The sequence below is a fragment of the Gillisia limnaea DSM 15749 genome (genome assembly GCF_000243235.1).
Lineage (GTDB): Bacteria > Bacteroidota > Bacteroidia > Flavobacteriales > Flavobacteriaceae > Gillisia > Gillisia limnaea.
On sequence record NZ_JH594606.1, the window covers coordinates 2,255,196 to 2,271,475 of the forward strand.

The following is a 16,280-nucleotide window of genomic DNA, read 5'->3' on the forward strand; positions in this document are numbered from 1 at the left end:
CTTGCGATTTCCTGAGTAATTTATTTTCTGCGACTGCAAAGATACTTTAGGAAACTTTAAAAACCCAAAAAGTTTCTTATTATTTTTTTAGATTTTAATTTAACTTAAGGAATATAACTTTGGGCCAATTATGGTATTTTAGCCGAAAATTTTAACAATGTTATCCATTACTCAATATCGCGAAGCTTTTTTAGGATATTTAAATAAAAAGATCATTACTAAAGAGCCTGCAAATTTATACGAACCAATTACCTATATCCTTAATTTAGGAGGAAAGCGTTTAAGGCCGGTTTTGGTTTTAATGGCTACAGAGATTTTTGACACTTCTTATGAAAAGTCCCTGGATGCGGCTTTAGCAATTGAAGTTTTTCATAACTTTTCGCTGGTTCACGATGATATTATGGATGATGCTCCTTTAAGAAGGGGGAAAGCAACGGTGCATGAAAAATGGGATTTAAACACGGGGATACTTTCCGGAGATGCCATGTTGATAAATGCGTATCAGCTTTTTCAAAATTATGAGGGTCCTGTTTTCAAGGAATTGGCGCAGCTTTTTACTAAAACTGCCATTCAGGTTTGTGAAGGTCAGCAATATGATGTGGATTTTGAGGATAGGGAGGATGTTGATATAAAAGATTATCTCAAAATGATAGAATATAAAACGGCAGTTCTTGTAGGGGCTTCCCTGCAAATGGGGGCTATTATAGGCGGTGCTTCAGAGGATTGCAAAAAAGCGCTTTATGATTATGGCTGCCTTCTGGGAATCGCTTTTCAGTTACAGGATGATTACCTGGATGCTTTTGGCGATCCGGAAACCTTTGGAAAGCAACTTGGAGGCGATATAATTGAAAACAAAAAAACTTTTTTATATCTAACGGCTCTTCAAAAGGCCAAAAGTACAGAAGCCCGGCAGCTGGAACATTTATATTCCATAAATCCTATTGATGCCGGAGGAAAAATTGAAGCCGTAAAAAGTATCTTTCAGGAGAGCGGCGCTAAAGAGCTCGCAAGGGAAGAAATTGGGAAATATACTCAAAAGGCCTTTGAGGTACTTGACAAAATCGAGATTCCTGAGGATAAAAAAAACCTGCTCAAAAAATTTGGAAGTATGCTTATGGAAAGAGAAGTTTAAAAGTAAACACTCACAAAGGGCATAAAAGGGCTGCTGTAAAAGCTTCTGTTGTTATCGTGCAGGACATCATACCGCACCCCTGTAACCACAGGTCCTAAATTGTAACCAACCCCAAGGAATAAAGCAGGAACCCAATCCTGTTCTTTAATATTGGCGCCGTCAAATTCATAGCGACGAGTAATATTAAGTTGTTCAAATTCTGCCGAAAGTTGCACTTCCTTAATTGGTCTCATCATACCAATCAAACTTCCTCCCAGGCTGGTGGCCTTAAAATTATTTTGGCTGGAATATGCCCCGCTCAAACCTATACCTGTAGAAAAAGTTTTATTAAAATCATATATTGCTGAAGGTGCAAGAGCCCCGGTAAAATTGCCGTTACCAAAACTAAGTCCCACACTTCCTCCAAAACGAACCTGTTGCCAGAATTGATTTTTTGTCTCAGAATTCTCTCTTTCTTTGATCTGTCCAAAAAAAGTTGTTGATGAAAGTGCTAAGGCGAAAATCAGGAATAAATGAGCTTTTTGTGAATAATAAACAAAAGTTGGCATGTTAAAGTTCTTTTAATGGATTCGATAAATATAATGATTTCTATAAGCTATAAATTCTAAAAATTGTATTTTTGCCTTGTTTTATAACAAAAGGAACATTAGTTTCAAATTATGGATAAATTTTCATTTCTTAACGCTGCAAGTACAGCGTATTTCGACGAACTTTACGAACAATATTTAAAAAGCCCTGACAGTGTTGAGCCTAGTTGGCGAGCTTTTTTTCAGGGATTTGACTTTGGTCAGGAAGGATCATCTAACCCTTCGGGAGAAGAAGTAACTACAGACGAGGATTACTGTGAGCCACAATTGCAAAATCTTGAAAAAGAATTTAGGGTAATTAAACTTATAGAAGGATACCGCACTAGAGGACATTTATTCACCCTTACCAACCCTGTTAGGGAGCGACGAAAATACACTCCTACGCTGGATATCGAGAATTTTGGACTTTCCGAAAATGACCTTAAAACCGTCTTCAACGCCGGAGAAATTATTGGGATAGGACATGCCACTCTTGAAGAAATCATAAAACATCTTTCAAAAATATATTGTCAGTCCATCGGGGTTGAATATATGTTCATAAGAAAACCAGAAGAGATCTCCTGGATACAGAACAAGCTTAATGTAAATGATAATCAGCCTGATTTCAGTAATGTAGACAAGAAATTCATTCTCTCAAAACTCAATCATGCAGTCTCTTTTGAGTCTTTCCTGCATACCAAATACGTTGGTCAAAAAAGATTTTCACTTGAAGGGAACGAAAGTTTGATCCCAGCCTTGGATGCTATTATTGAAAAGGCAGCAGATCTTGGGGTTAAAGATTTTGTTATGGGAATGGCGCATAGAGGAAGATTGAATACCCTTACCAATATCTTCGGAAAAAGTGCCAAAGATATTTTCAGTGAATTTGATGGGAAGGATTACGAGCAGGATATTTTTGATGGAGACGTGAAATATCACCTGGGGTGGACTACCAAAAGAAAAACCCGTAACGGAAAGGAAATAAATATCAATCTTGCCCCAAATCCATCTCACCTGGAAGCCGTTGGAGCGGTTGTGGAAGGAATTTCCCGTGCTAAACAAGATAATAGATTTAAGGACAACAACTCCCAGGTATTGCCTATTATTTTACACGGAGATGCTGCTATCGCTGGCCAGGGATTGGTATATGAAATTGTGCAAATGGCACAATTGGATGGATACAAAACAGGAGGAACTATTCATATAGTAGTAAATAACCAAATAGGCTTTACCACTAATTATCTGGATGCCCGTTCATCTACGTATTGTACCGACGTTGCAAAAGTTACACTTTCTCCGGTATTACACGTAAATGCAGATGATGCCGAAGCGGTAGTTCATGCTGTTTTATTTGCACTGGACTTTAGAATGGAATTTAAAAGAGATGTGTTTATAGATCTTTTAGGCTATAGAAAATACGGGCACAATGAAGGAGATGAGCCAAGGTTTACACAGCCAAAATTATACAAAGCTATCTCGAAGCACGAAAACCCTAGGGATATTTATGCTGCAAAACTTATAGAAAGCGGTGTAATTGATGAAAGCTATGTTCAAAAGCTGGAGGATGATTACAAAGCGAAACTGGAGAAAGAACTGGAGAGTTCCCGTAAAGAGGATACCACGAGAATCACTCCATTTATGAAAGATGAATGGGAGGGCTTTGAGAATGCTGAAGAGGATACTATGATGCAGGAAGTGGATACCACTTTTAACATTGAAAAACTAAATACAGTTGCGAAAACCGTATCCAGACTTCCGGAAGATAAAAAATTTATGCGGAAGATCAGTAAATTGATCGAAGCCCGCGATAAGATGTACTTTAAAGATAACAGCCTTGATTGGTCTATGGCAGAACATCTGGCTTATGGATCTCTAATGTTGGAAGGTTATAACGTTAGATTAAGTGGGCAGGATTCCGAAAGGGGAACGTTCTCCCATAGACATTCCGTTGTAAAAGTGGAGGATAGTGAAGAAGAGATCATTCTGCATAATAATATTCCCGGCAAAACAGGAGAATTCAGCGTTTATAATTCACTCCTTTCAGAATATGCAGTAGTAGGATTTGATTATGGATATGCAATGGCAAGTCCAAAAACCCTTACTATCTGGGAAGCACAATTTGGAGATTTTGTGAATGGAGCGCAAATAATGATAGATCAGTACATTTCTGCCGCAGAGGATAAATGGAAGCTTCAAAATGGATTGGTAATGCTTCTTCCTCACGGATATGAAGGTCAGGGAGCAGAGCATTCCTCCGGAAGAATGGAGCGTTTTTTACAGCTATGTGCAAAGGATAACATGTTTGTTGCAGATGTAACCACTCCTGCCAATATGTACCATCTTCTTCGTCGGCAAATGAAAGTAAATTATAGAAAACCCTTGATAATTTTCACCCCGAAAAGTTTGTTGAGGCATCCTAAAGTGGTATCTACCAAAGAGGAATTTGCAGAAGGTGGTTTTCAAATGTTAATAGACGATGCCGAAGCTACAGTTGATAAAATCAAGACTCTGGTTTTCTGTACAGGAAAATTTTATTATGATCTTCTCGAAGCAAGAGAAGAAAATAAACGTGATGATGTTGCCCTGGTGCGCGTGGAACAGTTATTCCCCTTGCCTGCAGAAAAAATGAGAGCGGTCATGAAAAAATATAAAAATGCCGATGATATTGTTTGGGCGCAGGAAGAACCAAGGAATATGGGGGCTTATGGATATATGTTGATGCATTTTGAGGAATCCAAGAATTTCAGGATATGTAGCCGAAGATTTTATGGCTCACCTGCTGCAGGAAGTTCTGTCCGGTTTAAAAAACGTCACGAAAAAGTAATAGCAAGTGTGTTTGATAAAACGATGGTTTAATCAATAAATTTAAAATTAATAATAAAAATAACTTGCTTTTTTTAGAAAGGCAGAAAATTAAAAATAAAGAATCATGGCTTTAGAAATGAAAGTTCCTTCTCCCGGAGAATCCATCACAGAGGTTGAAATAGCACAATGGCTGGTAGAAGATGGAGATTATGTAGAAAAAGATCAACCAATTGCTGAAATTGACAGTGATAAGGCAACCTTAGAGCTTCCGGCTGAAGCAAGCGGAATTATTACTCTTAAGGCTGAGGAAGGGGATGCCGTAGCTGTAGGACAGGTAGTGTGTTTAATAGATACTGAAGCTAAAAAGCCTGGGTCTGATGATAAGGAATCTAAACCTGAAGGGAAAAAGGCAGGAACAGATGAGGCCGGAAAACCCAGTGGCGATGAAGGGTCTGTAGACGACTCTGAAAAGGAGCTTTCAAAAGAAAGGGAAAAACAACCCCAAAAGGGGGACAGTGAGAAGGCGCCGGCGGAGAAAGAAAAAACTTCTAAATCCAGTACGCCCAATCAAACTCATGATAAAACATACGCAACAGGATCTCCATCTCCCGCTGCTAAAAAAATCCTGGATGAAAAAGGGATAGATACTAAAACTGTAAGTGGATCTGGTCGTGATGGAAGGATAACAAAAGAAGATGCGGTTCAGGCCAAAGCATCAATGGGAACTCCGGGAACTGGAAAACGCGGGGAAAGCACTAAAAAAATGTCTATGCTGCGCCGCAAGGTAGCAGAGCGGCTTGTAGCAGTAAAAAATGAAACGGCAATGCTTACTACCTTTAATGAGGTGGATATGTCGGCAATATTTAGCTTACGAAAACAATATAAAGAGGAATTTAAAGACAAGCATGGGGTAGGATTAGGATTTATGTCCTTTTTTACACTGGCTATTGTGAGGGCTTTAGACCTTTATCCTGATGTTAATTCTATGTTAGATGGAGATTACCAGGTTAAATATGATTTTAAAGATATTAGTATCGCAGTTTCAGGTCCAAAAGGTTTAATGGTTCCAGTAATACGAAATGCAGAAAACCTTGGCTTCCGCGGGGTCGAAGATGAAGTGAAACGTTTGGCGCTTAGAGCAAGAGATGGTCAAATTACGGTTGATGAAATGACTGGAGGGACTTTTACCATTACCAATGGTGGAGTGTTTGGCTCTATGTTATCTACGCCAATAATAAATCCTCCTCAAAGTGGAATTTTGGGAATGCACAATATAGTGGATCGTCCTGTAGCTATAGATGGACATGTTGAGATTCGTCCTATAATGTACGTGGCACTTTCTTACGATCACAGGATTATTGACGGAAAAGAATCTGTTGGTTTTCTTGTTGCAGTGAAGGAAGCATTGGAAAACCCTGAAGAACTATTGATGGACAACGATGTAAAAAGAGCGTTGGAACTATAGATAATCGGTTTTTTAAAACACAAAAGGCAGCAATTTTTAAAATTGCTGCCTTTTGTGTTTAAATCCAACAGCGGCTTTACTTCCGCGATGCTCACCCGTTCCGGCTAGGCATGATTTCATCGAAATTCTGGATTTTTCTTTTTTTGATAAAGCTCTTGAGCTTATCCAACGGTACATGATTTTGGCTTCAAATCAATCAAAATAATATGAACAATGACCAAAAATTAAGGAGAAGTATCAAAACTACAGCTACGGCCAGAACAGGCATCGCAATTTTGGATATTCTCTCTTTTTTGATCTTGCTTAACATATATTCGACTTATTGTAAACAAATCTAAATCGAATAAGTCAAAAAAGCTATGGGGGTTTTCCCCCTTTTTTGAAGGTTACTTTAAATAGAGCGCTTTATTTTTATAATCTATAACCGCTTTCCCTTTTTTCAAAATATCGGCTCCTATGATCCCGTGTACTTTTTCGGCTTTATGATTTACCAAAGCCTGGTTTACATGGGTAAGATCAAATAACACGAGGTCGATTTTTTTTGTTCTCCAGCCCTTGATCTCGATATTGTTTTGCTGGGCAATTTGAGTAAGCATATTGGTTGCACCCGCTCCTGCGGCTCTTACTTCGCTGTCTTGTGCCAGCAATTTAAAATGAGTAACGGCCTCGAAACCTACACAGGTGCTGGATGCACCGGTATCTAAAATAAAATTTCCTTCAATTTTGTTGATCTTTGCGACCAATTCAAAATGTTGGGTTTCGGTGAATTTCAGCTTAATACGCTGATATCCTTTATCTTCCATCAATTTTCTTAAAGACGACATTCTTTTTGTTTTGGCAAAGATAGGTCTTCAAAATAAATTATTTTTGCATTTATGATTTTAACAGACACTCATACGCACTTATATAGTGAAGATTTTGATAAAGATAGAAAAGAAGTTGTCCAAAAGGCTTTGGAGCAAGGGGTTTCCCGTTTCTTTATCCCGGCTATAGATTCCACTCATGTCGATGCAATGTACAGGCTGGAAAAAGAATTTCCTCCAAATATTTTCCTGATGATGGGGTTGCACCCAACTTCTGTAAAAGAGAATTACAAAGAAGAATTGCTTCGGGTAGAAAAGGAGTTTGAAAAAAGGGATTTTTATGCCGTGGGTGAAATTGGGATCGATCTCTATTGGGATAAATCTCTTTTAGAAAAACAGCAAATAGCTTTCAAGCAACAAATTCAGCTTGCAAAAAGGAAGAAGCTTCCTATAGTGATCCATTGTCGTGATGCATTTGATGAGGTTTTTGAAGTGCTGGAATCGGAAAAAGGATCGGACCTCTTTGGTATTTTTCACTGTTTTACCGGAGATCTTTCTCAGGCTAAAAAAGCTTTATCCTATAATATGAAGCTGGGAATTGGGGGAGTGGTAACCTTTAAAAACGGAGGGATCGATAAATTTTTAAATGAAATACCTATCAAAGAAATCGTATTGGAAACAGATGCTCCCTATCTTTCTCCTGCACCTTACAGGGGGAAGCGAAATGAGAGTTCTTACATAAGAATTATCGCCGAAAAAGTAGCTTCTATCTATGCCCTCACAGTTGCAGAAGTTGCCGCAATTACCACCCAAAACTCCAAAGATATATTTGGAGTGTAATGCATAGATTTAATAATAAATTTTGTTCTTTTGTCAAGATAATTTGAAATATACGTGACAAACTTCGAGAAAATAAGATTTTATGAAGATTCTGAAGTGCAACCTGCGCTTCAACAATATATTAAGCATCCCATGATCCGGGCATTGCTTGTGTTTACATTTCCGGATAAATCTTCAGAAGAAATTGAAAAAATCATTTCTGAATGTCATTCAATTAAGGATTTTCAGTCAAAAGTTATTTATCAATCTATTCGGAAAGTTCTGGAAAAAAGTTCAGAGGGGCTTACCTATAGCGGTTTTGAGGATCTTAAGAAGGACCAGTCCTATATGTTTATTTCCAATCATAGGGATATTTTACTTGACACGGGTTTGTTGAACTGCGCATTGTATGAACAGGATTTGATCATGACAGCTTCGGCTATTGGGGATAATCTCGTGCAGAAACCATTCTTATTGTTGCTCTCTAAATTAAACCGGAATTTTTTGGTTCAAAGAGGATTAGGTCCAAGGGAAATGCTCAAAAGTTCCCATGAACTTTCAGAATATATCAAAAATCTTTTGCTGGAAGAAAATAGATCGGTTTGGATGGCACAGCGGGAGGGAAGAACCAAAGATGGCAATGATCTTACCCAGCAGGGAGTTTTGAAAATGCTTGCTATGGCAAAAGGGGAAAAAAGTATCGCCGAATATTTTTCAGAAATAAAAATCGTACCCGTCGATATTTCCTACGAGTTTGATCCTACAGATGTCCTGAAGATGCCTGAAATAATGGCCAAAAGGATGGAGGAGACCTATGTAAAAACCGCGAATGAGGATTTTAATTCAATAATGAAAGGGGCTTTGGGCAATAAAGGGCGTATCCATATAAGTGCCGGAGAGGTCCTTTCCAGGGAATTGCTAACTGCTATTGAAGAAAAAGAAAGTTCGGTAAATGATCAATTAAAAGCAATAGCAGATCTTATAGACAGGAAAATCCAGGGGAACTATAAATTATGGCCCTCCAATTATATTGCCTGTGATTTGCTGAATACTAATGATGAGCACAGCAGCCACTATACCCTGAAACAAAAAAGACAGTTTGAGCGTCGTTTGACGAGAAGAATCGATTTTAAAAATTCGTTGGAAGTAAATAGTTACCTGTTGATGTATGCGAATCCGGTTATCAACCAAGAAGCGCCGGATGAAAGTAAAGTCTAAAATCTTATTGATATATACCGGTGGAACCATTGGTATGATTAAGGATTTTGAAACAGGAGCTCTCAAGGTATTTAATTTCAGCGAATTGCTTCAAAGCATCCCGGAATTAAAACTTCTGGAGCATACCATAGATACCGTCAGTTTTAAGGAACCTATAGACTCCTCAAATATGAACCCGGTTTACTGGATTCAGATAGCGAAAATTATCGAAGAACGTTTTGAGAATTACGACGGATTCGTTGTTTTGCACGGAAGTGATACCATGTCCTATACCGCTTCTGCCTTGAGTTTTATGTTCGAAAATTTGACAAAGCCCATAATTTTTACGGGTTCTCAATTGCCTATAGGTGATCTTCGTACAGATGCTAAGGAAAATTTGATTACCAGCATACAAATTGCAGGTCTTCAAAAGCAGGGAAAGCCTGTAATATCTGAAGTTGGGTTGTATTTTGAGTACAAGTTATACCGTGCTAACCGAACAACAAAAATAAATGCGGAGAATTTTCAGGCATTTTCCTCTGCAAATTATCCTCCTTTGGCAGAATCTGGCGTACATTTATCTGTGAATAACAATTTTTTGTGGAAAACCAACAGAAGGAGCAGAACGAAATTGCACATTAATTTCAATCACGAGATCCTGATTTTGAAAATGTTTCCGGGGATTAATGAAAGTACAGTAGAACATATGCTTTCAAAGAAAAATTTAAAAGGTGTGATCCTGGAAACCTATGGAAGCGGAAACGCACCTACGGATGCCTGGTTTATAAATTTATTGAAAAAGTATATTTCCAAAGGTTTAATTATAGTAAATGTTACCCAATGTATTGCCGGAAGTGTATCCATGGGACAATATGAGACCAGTACCCAATTAAAAAAAATAGGGGTGGTTTCAGGAAAAGACATCACAACCGAAGCAGCTGTGGCAAAATTAATGTACCTTTTGGGGAGTGAATTGTCTCCAAAAGTTTTTAAAACTATCTTTGAGACGTCATTACGGGGTGAAATGTTATAAAATTAACGATTTCTTTTTGATGTTAAACATTTTTTTTTGTTATTTGGCGCTCCGTTAAAATTACTTAATAGAGAGGTGGCCGAGTGGTCGAAGGCGCACGCCTGGAAAGTGTGTATACCTCACAAGGGTATCGAGGGTTCGAATCCCTTCCTCTCTGCAAAGTATTTTTATTAAAAAATTATTTTTATATCTTTAACCCTTTAACTAATTAAATTAAGACAAACAGTAATGAAAAGATTATTTTCAACTTTGGTAATCGCTTCGATTATGTTATTTGGAGCCGCAAACGTAAATGCGACAAATTTCGTGTCCCCACAACCGGATAACATCGTGAATTTTGTTCAGGATGAAGAAGCGGCCCTCGATGTTCAAGAGGAAGAAGAATTGGGATTTCATCAGGAGCTTAAAAAACGTTTTATTGAAGGGGGTCCCGGATTTATGGGGATCGTACTTTTATGTTTAATTCTTGGTTTGGCAATTGCCATTGAGAGAATTATCTTCTTAAACCTTTCTACTACCAATACCAAGAAATTGGCTCAGGATGTAGAGGATGCTTTAAACAGCGGAGGAATTGAAGCTGCTAAGGAAGTTTGCAGAAATACAAAAGGCCCGGTGGCATCTATTTACTACCAGGGATTAGATCGTGCAGATGAAAGTATTGAAGCGGCAGAGAAAGCTGTTGTGGCTTATGGAGGTGTTCAAATGGGACAACTTGAGAAAAACGTATCATGGGTTTCCTTATTTATCGCACTGGCCCCTATGCTTGGGTTCATGGGTACGGTAATTGGGATGATCCAGGCTTTTGATAGAATTGAAGCGGCAGGAGATATGCAGCCTTCACTGGTAGCAGGAGGTATTAAAGTTGCGCTTCTTACCACGGTATTTGGTTTGATAGTAGCGATTATTCTACAAATCTTTTATAATTACATCATTGCTAAAATTGATAGCATTGTGAATGATATGGAAGATGCATCTATCATTTTAATTGATATGCTTGTAGACTACAAAAACAAAAAAAGAATCTAAAGAGATATAAACTATGACAATTCATAAAATTTTAAAATATTTTGCACTCGTTATTGGTGTCATAGGTCTTATCCTCTTGGGTAGAATTATTATGGCGGGCGATGATGTGATCGAAGCTTCAGCTTCAGAGCAGCAAAGTCTCATAACACCTTTTATTTGGTTAGCCTACGTGGTACTTGCAGTTGTACTGGTTTTAGTAGCATTCTTTGTAATAAAAGGATTGTTTAGAGGGAATATTAAAAACACGCTTATTTCCGTAGGAGCATTTCTCCTTGTAATTGTTATTGCTTATGTCTTAACAGATGGTGCTCCCGTTGAATTAAAAGACGGTGGTACTTTATCTGCTGCTAAATCCCATTGGGTAAGTGCAGGTCTATATGTTTTTTATATTCTGGCAATAGTAGCAGTTGGGGCAATGGTTCTTTCGGGAATCAGAAAATTAATAAAATAAATTATGGCTAAAAGAGCAGCACCAGAAGTAAATGCCGGTTCTATGGCCGATATCGCATTCTTGCTTTTAATTTTCTTTCTGGTAACCACAACAATCGAGACCGATAGAGGGATTAGCCGTAAGCTGCCCCCTATTCCTGAAGAGAATATCGAGCCGCCTATTATTAAACAGAAAAACATTTTTACTGTTATAGTAAACAGGGATAACCAATTGCTGGTAGAAGATGAATTGATGCAATTGCCAAATCTTAGGCAAGCTGCCGTAGAATTTCTGGATAATGGTGGTGGTATAGGTGAAGAAGCTTGTGATTACTGTCAGGGACCAAGAGATCCGGGTTCTTCAGATAATCCTGAAAAAGCAATCATCTCTTTGGTAAATGATCGAAAGACGGAATATAGGACGTATATCTCTGTTCAAAACGAGTTGGTTGCCGCGTATAACCAGTTGAGAAACCGGGAGGCACAGCGACTTTATGGAATGGATTTTCTGGAAATGGAAAGTAGGTATAATGACCCTTCCTTTAGAGGTGATAAAGAAACCTTAAAGGAACGTATTGACGTTGTACAGGCTATGTACCCTCAAAAATTATCTGAAGCAGAGCCTAAAAACTAGTTGCTTTAAAAACTAAAAATTCAATTATATTATGGCTAAATTCACTAAGAAAAAAAGTGGGGAATTGCCAGCAGTAAATACTGCTTCCCTGCCCGATATCGTTTTTATGTTGCTTTTCTTTTTTATGGTGGCAACGGTAATGCGTCAAAATACCTTGATGATACAAAACCAATTACCTTTTGCAGACCAGGTTGAAAAGTTGGATAAAAAGGATTTGGTAATGTATATTTATGCCGGAAAGCCAAGCCCGAGATACCAACAGAAATTTGGTACCGAGGCTCGAATTCAGTTAAATGATAAATTTGCAGATGTTAGTGATGTGCAAAAGTTTATTTATGCCGAAAGAGAATCCAAGCGAGAGGAGTTGATCCCTTATTTAACAACTGCATTAAAAGTTGATGTTGAAACGAATATGGGGTTGGTTTCTGATATTAAGCAAGAATTGAGAAAGGCAGAAGCATTAAAAATTAACTACACCACCCGTATTGGTGAGGTAGGTAAGAATTAAGTTATCTTTAAATTACTGTTCTAAAACATCCCTTCCGGATACACCGGATTTCGGGATGTTTTTTTTATATTCACCTATTCCAAAATATACCTTTTTTTAATAATTTTCTGACAAATGAAGAATCTGTATCGAGGAGTATTGATGCTTTTCACCTTTATTCCTACCTGGGCACAGGTCGATACGGACACTATTCCTACCGTTCAAGGTCCCATTCCGACTGTAATTGATAGCTTGTATAGAGAGGATCAATTTTACCTGGGATTAACCTTTCAATTGATGGGAGATCTGCCTGAGGATGTTTCCCAATCTGGTTTTTCCGGGGGCCTGCATCTTGGTTTTATAAGGGATATGCCTATCAATAAGCAAAGAAATATTTCTATTGGAGCAGGTTTGGGTTGGTCGCTCAATTCATATGGTCAGGAACTGTTCATAGGAGAAAATGAAAATAATCAAACCATTTTTCGAAATCTCAACAATCAGGAAATTGTTTATGATACCAATAGATTTTCTACACAACTTGTAGAAGTTCCGCTTGAATTTAGATGGAGAACCTCTACCCCGGAATCTTATAAGTTCTGGAGGGTTTACACTGGCTTTAGACTAGGTTATGCCTATTATTTCAAATCAAATTTCAAGCAAGGGGATAACCAGGTAATCCAAACAGATGTACCGGAGTTTGAACGTTTTAGGTTGGGCACCACATTTACCTTTGGGTACAACACCTTTAATTTTCACGTATATTATAGCTTAAATCCCTTTTTCAAGGATGCTCAGCTTAATGATAGACAGTTGGGTATAACTACTTTCAAATTGGGTTTGATGTTCTACATCTTATAGCCAGTAATTTAGCACAATAAGTTGTGGCAGGAGTCCTACGAAAAACCCAAGGACAATTTCAGCCCCTGTATGAGCTTTAAAATAAAGTCGTGAGGTCGCCGTTAATCCTAAAGCAATAATCAAAAAAACTATACTAAAAACCAGGTTTAGAGAGAAGAATATACTCAGCGAGATAACAAACATGAAAATCCCCGCCAAACCTACCATATGTAGACTGATTTTCAGTTTGAGCAACGCAAGTATATAACTGGTCAAAATAGAAAACAGAATCCCTACAAAAAAGTAATAGAGCGCAGGATAGTTATAGGCGTTTAGGATTTGATAAAGGTTCAATCCCAAAAGCAGTATATAAAAAAACAGCGGCCAGAGTCTTTCATTCACATCACTTAAAAAGGGGGATTGTGCTTTTCCCAAATTTTTCAGAAGGAAATAAAAAACAATGGGAATAAAAAGTGTAGTAATAGCTATTGCAAGGAGTTTTGCCTTTACAAGAGGCTCTGGAAAAAATCTGGGAGTCACCAAAAAATAAAACAAACTACCGGCAAAAGGCATCCATAAAGGATGAAAAATGTAGGAAGCACTTTTTACTAAAACACGCATTATATTTCTTTTCGCATTCTTGCTACAGGTATATCGAGTTGTTCCCTGTATTTTGCAACTGTACGGCGTGCAATTGGATAGCCTTTTTCTTTTAAAAGTTTGGCAAGTTTTTCGTCGGTGAGCGGTTTTCGTTTGTTTTCTTCTTCGATAGACATTTCCAGAATCTTCTTGATCTCTCTGGTAGAAACTTCCTCACCCTGGTCGTTTGTCATAGATTCTGAAAAGAATTCCTTGATCAGTTTTGTGCCATACGGGGTGTCTACGTATTTACTGTTGGCTACTCTGGAAACCGTGGAAACATCCATCCCTATTTCATCGGCAATATCTTTCAGGATCATTGGACGTAAGTTCCGTTCGTCCCCGGTAAGGAAAAATTCTTTTTGATAGTTCATGATAGATCCCATGGTTACCATAAGTGTTTGCTGCCGCTGTTTAATCGCTTCAATAAACCATTTTGCCGAATCCAGTTTTTGCTTTATAAACATTACTGCATCCTTTTGTGCCTTGGTTTTTTCACGGGATTCTTTATAGCCCTTCAACATATTATTGTAATCGTTCGAGATATGCATCTCTGGAGCATTCCTGCTGTTAAGGGTCAATTCCAATTCGCCGTCTACGATTTTTATGGTAAAATCTGGAATTACGTGTTCTGTCATCCTGTTGTTGCCAGAAAAACTTCCTCCGGGTTTAGGATTAAGGTGTTCAATAACATCAATGGCATCCCGCAATTCATCCTCGGTGATATCGTGTTTGGTAAGCAATTTAGAGTAATGTTTTTTGCTGAAGTGATCAAAGGACTTTTCCATGAGATCTATCGCAAGGGAGACATCCTTATTTTTTTCTTTTCGGTGAAGTTGTATCAACAGGCATTCCTGCAGGGATCTGGCGCCTACTCCGGCGGGATCCAGTTGCTGAACCTGTTTCAATACTTTTTCTACAGTTCCTTCATCGGTATACACATTTTGAGTAAAGGCAAGATCATCTACGATATCCTGGATACTTCTGCGTATGTAGCCACTTTCATCTACACTTCCCACCAAAAATTCAGCGATTTCTTTTTCGGTTTCGTTTAATCTGGAGGTACTTAATTGCGTTTTTAAATATTGGGAGAAGGAAGTTCCCGATGCATAGGGCACATGTTTTTCTTCGTCATCTGCGCTGTAATTATTGGCCTGCAGCCGGTAACCTGGTATTTCATCATCGCTCAGGTAATCGTCTACATCAATTTCGGCTTCAATGGTTTCATTGCCTTCAGAATCATATTCATCATTGGAAAACTCATCATCGAATTCTTTTTCCAAATCCTCTTTTCCATCTTCCAAAGCTGGATTCTCTTCCAATTCCTCTTTTATACGCTGCTCAAAAGCTTGCGTGGGCAATTGAATAAGCTTCATCAACTGTATTTGCTGAGGGGAGAGCTTTTGTGATAATTTAAAATTTAATTGCTGTTTTAGCATAATAGGTTGTTATACTCTTTCTACAAAAATAAGCAAAAACAATGCGAATGTAGCTTTGGCATCAAAAATGGTGGTGGTAAATTTTTGTTAAGAAATTTAAGATTCCTTAAAGGTCCTCTAAAATCCTGAATTTTTGCGGTGGATCTATTTTTACGGACATAGATTCCTGGCTGATTGGATGTGTAAAATCCAACGCAACTGCGGCAAGATATAATCCCTTTTTGTGAAAAGGATGAATTTTTAATCCATATTCCATATCGCCTACAATGGGAAGATCATTTCCTGAAAGATGTATTCTTATTTGATGGGTTCTCCCGGTTTCCGGAGAAACTTCAAGCATGGAATAAAGCTTGTCTTTAAAGCTGAAATTCCCAATTCTTGTAATTTTTGTTATGGCTGTTTTTCCGTCCATATGCGAGTCGAAAATGCAACTTTCCGGAGCTTCTCCATGAACTACTGCTAAATAGGTTTTATGGATCTCTGTATGTTCAAATGCCAGATTCAATATTGTTTGTGCAGTGCGCGTTTTTGCAATTAAAAGCAATCCACCGGTAGGATTATCCAGTCTGTGAACAGGTAATGGATAGGAGAGCGCATCTTGTTCCCGGGAAACCTTTAAATTGAATGGCAAAGCATTCTCAATGGTTTTAAAGTAATTCCCGCTGGTAGGATATCCTGGAGGTTTTTTTACAACTGCCAGAAAATCATCCTCAAAAACCACCTCCATACCAAGCTGAAAGACCTTTTTCACAGGAACTTCCTGTTGTAATAATTCTAATTTTTGATGTTCCTGTACCCAATCTGAAGTATTTCCAATCGTACCATCAATTAAAATTTCTTTTCGTTTTATAGCTTTTTTAATCCCGCTTCTGGTAGAAATAGATTTAAAAGCCGAAGCCGCATATTCCTGCAACCTGATTTTTTCATCAAGTGCAGGAACGATATGCGTTTCTAGTATTTTCAAATGAA

Annotated in this window: 16 protein-coding genes and 1 tRNA gene; 12 read left to right on the forward strand and 5 right to left on the reverse strand. The window is 38.0% G+C overall.

Features of this window, described 5'->3' with window-relative positions; translation table 11 throughout:
* Positions 1–157 precede the first annotated feature (157 nt).
* Entirely contained in the window at positions 158–1,132 is a 975-nt protein-coding gene (locus tag GILLI_RS11880; RefSeq protein WP_006989357.1) for a polyprenyl synthetase family protein, read from the forward strand.
* Here the strand turns inward: GILLI_RS11880 and GILLI_RS11885 are convergent.
* The gene (locus GILLI_RS11885) at positions 1,129–1,680 is read right to left on the reverse strand and encodes a hypothetical protein (protein WP_006989358.1); all 552 of its coding nucleotides are present in this window, start codon (positions 1,678–1,680) and stop codon (positions 1,129–1,131) included. The two genes, GILLI_RS11880 and GILLI_RS11885, sit on opposite strands and share 4 nt — an antisense overlap.
* Positions 1,681–1,791: 111 nt before the next feature.
* Here GILLI_RS11885 and GILLI_RS11890 point away from each other — a divergent pair, with 111 nt between their 5' ends.
* Together GILLI_RS11890 and odhB are read left to right on the forward strand one after the other, a co-directional pair.
* A complete protein-coding gene (locus GILLI_RS11890; RefSeq protein ID WP_006989359.1) occupies positions 1,792–4,554 on the forward strand; it encodes a 2-oxoglutarate dehydrogenase E1 component in 2,763 nt (920 codons plus the stop codon).
* A 73-nt stretch (positions 4,555–4,627) separates the two neighbouring features.
* A complete protein-coding gene (odhB, locus tag GILLI_RS11895) occupies positions 4,628–5,968 on the forward strand; it encodes a 2-oxoglutarate dehydrogenase complex dihydrolipoyllysine-residue succinyltransferase (protein ID WP_006989360.1) in 1,341 nt (446 codons plus the stop codon).
* Positions 5,969–6,354: 386 nt separating this feature from the next.
* Here the strand turns inward: odhB and GILLI_RS11900 are convergent, their stop codons facing one another.
* The gene (locus GILLI_RS11900; protein ID WP_006989362.1) at positions 6,355–6,792 is read right to left on the reverse strand and encodes a retropepsin-like aspartic protease; all 438 of its coding nucleotides are present in this window, start codon (positions 6,790–6,792) and stop codon (positions 6,355–6,357) included.
* Between the two features lie 51 nt (positions 6,793–6,843).
* Here GILLI_RS11900 and GILLI_RS11905 point away from each other — a divergent pair, with 51 nt between their 5' ends.
* From GILLI_RS11905 to GILLI_RS11945, 9 genes are all read left to right on the forward strand, one after another.
* Positions 6,844–7,611 carry a TatD family hydrolase gene (locus tag GILLI_RS11905; protein WP_006989363.1) on the forward strand — a complete coding sequence of 256 codons (768 nt, stop codon included), beginning with the start codon at positions 6,844–6,846 and terminating at the stop codon, positions 7,609–7,611.
* A 54-nt stretch (positions 7,612–7,665) separates the two neighbouring features.
* A complete protein-coding gene (locus GILLI_RS11910; RefSeq protein ID WP_006989364.1) occupies positions 7,666–8,808 on the forward strand; it encodes a 1-acyl-sn-glycerol-3-phosphate acyltransferase in 1,143 nt (380 codons plus the stop codon).
* Positions 8,792–9,820 (forward strand): asparaginase, encoded by a 1,029-nt coding sequence (locus tag GILLI_RS11915; protein WP_006989365.1) that lies wholly within the window; start codon positions 8,792–8,794, stop codon positions 9,818–9,820. Before GILLI_RS11910 ends, GILLI_RS11915 begins: the two co-directional genes overlap by 17 nt.
* A 69-nt stretch (positions 9,821–9,889) precedes the next feature.
* Positions 9,890–9,977: transfer RNA gene (locus tag GILLI_RS11920), tRNA-Ser, on the forward strand.
* Positions 9,978–10,048: 71 nt separating this feature from the next.
* Positions 10,049–10,846, forward strand: coding sequence for a MotA/TolQ/ExbB proton channel family protein (locus GILLI_RS11925; RefSeq protein ID WP_006989366.1), 798 nt, complete (start codon positions 10,049–10,051; stop codon positions 10,844–10,846).
* Between the two features lie 13 nt (positions 10,847–10,859).
* Complete coding sequence (locus GILLI_RS11930) at positions 10,860–11,297, forward strand: hypothetical protein (protein ID WP_006989367.1); 438 nt, start codon at positions 10,860–10,862, stop codon at positions 11,295–11,297.
* A gap of 3 nt (positions 11,298–11,300) precedes the next feature.
* Entirely contained in the window at positions 11,301–11,909 is a 609-nt protein-coding gene (locus tag GILLI_RS11935; protein ID WP_006989368.1) for an ExbD/TolR family protein, read from the forward strand.
* Between the two features lie 31 nt (positions 11,910–11,940).
* Positions 11,941–12,417 carry an ExbD/TolR family protein gene (locus tag GILLI_RS11940; RefSeq protein ID WP_006989369.1) on the forward strand — a complete coding sequence of 159 codons (477 nt, stop codon included), beginning with the start codon at positions 11,941–11,943 and terminating at the stop codon, positions 12,415–12,417.
* Between the two features lie 114 nt (positions 12,418–12,531).
* A complete protein-coding gene (locus GILLI_RS11945) occupies positions 12,532–13,254 on the forward strand; it encodes a porin family protein (protein ID WP_006989370.1) in 723 nt (240 codons plus the stop codon).
* Here GILLI_RS11945 and GILLI_RS11950 read toward each other — a convergent pair.
* The 3 genes from GILLI_RS11950 to GILLI_RS11960 form a co-directional block, all read right to left on the reverse strand.
* Complete coding sequence (locus tag GILLI_RS11950; RefSeq protein ID WP_006989371.1) at positions 13,249–13,854, reverse strand: hypothetical protein; 606 nt, start codon at positions 13,852–13,854, stop codon at positions 13,249–13,251. The genes GILLI_RS11945 and GILLI_RS11950 overlap by 6 nt on opposite strands.
* Positions 13,854–15,311, reverse strand: coding sequence for an RNA polymerase factor sigma-54 (gene rpoN / locus GILLI_RS11955; protein ID WP_006989372.1), 1,458 nt, complete (start codon positions 15,309–15,311; stop codon positions 13,854–13,856). Before rpoN ends, GILLI_RS11950 begins: the two co-directional genes overlap by 1 nt.
* A gap of 106 nt (positions 15,312–15,417) precedes the next feature.
* Complete coding sequence (locus GILLI_RS11960; RefSeq protein WP_006989373.1) at positions 15,418–16,275, reverse strand: RluA family pseudouridine synthase; 858 nt, start codon at positions 16,273–16,275, stop codon at positions 15,418–15,420.
* Between the last annotated feature and the right edge of the window lie 5 nt (positions 16,276–16,280).

Excerpts from the sequence above, each read along its gene's own strand:
- GILLI_RS11880 (WP_006989357.1), top strand. The coding sequence starts at position 158 with ATGTTATCCATTACTCAATATCGCGAAGCTTTTTTAGGATATTTAAAT.
- GILLI_RS11885 (WP_006989358.1), bottom strand. The coding sequence starts at position 1,680 with ATGCCAACTTTTGTTTATTATTCACAAAAAGCTCATTTATTCCTGATT.
- GILLI_RS11890 (WP_006989359.1), top strand. The coding sequence starts at position 1,792 with ATGGATAAATTTTCATTTCTTAACGCTGCAAGTACAGCGTATTTCGAC.
- odhB (WP_006989360.1), top strand. The coding sequence starts at position 4,628 with ATGGCTTTAGAAATGAAAGTTCCTTCTCCCGGAGAATCCATCACAGAG.
- GILLI_RS11900 (WP_006989362.1), bottom strand. The coding sequence starts at position 6,792 with ATGTCGTCTTTAAGAAAATTGATGGAAGATAAAGGATATCAGCGTATT.
- GILLI_RS11905 (WP_006989363.1), top strand. The coding sequence starts at position 6,844 with ATGATTTTAACAGACACTCATACGCACTTATATAGTGAAGATTTTGAT.
- GILLI_RS11915 (WP_006989365.1), top strand. The coding sequence starts at position 8,792 with ATGAAAGTAAAGTCTAAAATCTTATTGATATATACCGGTGGAACCATT.
- GILLI_RS11925 (WP_006989366.1), top strand. The coding sequence starts at position 10,049 with ATGAAAAGATTATTTTCAACTTTGGTAATCGCTTCGATTATGTTATTT.
- GILLI_RS11930 (WP_006989367.1), top strand. The coding sequence starts at position 10,860 with ATGACAATTCATAAAATTTTAAAATATTTTGCACTCGTTATTGGTGTC.
- GILLI_RS11935 (WP_006989368.1), top strand. The coding sequence starts at position 11,301 with ATGGCTAAAAGAGCAGCACCAGAAGTAAATGCCGGTTCTATGGCCGAT.
- GILLI_RS11940 (WP_006989369.1), top strand. The coding sequence starts at position 11,941 with ATGGCTAAATTCACTAAGAAAAAAAGTGGGGAATTGCCAGCAGTAAAT.
- GILLI_RS11945 (WP_006989370.1), top strand. The coding sequence starts at position 12,532 with ATGAAGAATCTGTATCGAGGAGTATTGATGCTTTTCACCTTTATTCCT.
- GILLI_RS11950 (WP_006989371.1), bottom strand. The coding sequence starts at position 13,854 with ATGCGTGTTTTAGTAAAAAGTGCTTCCTACATTTTTCATCCTTTATGG.
- rpoN (WP_006989372.1), bottom strand. The coding sequence starts at position 15,311 with ATGCTAAAACAGCAATTAAATTTTAAATTATCACAAAAGCTCTCCCCT.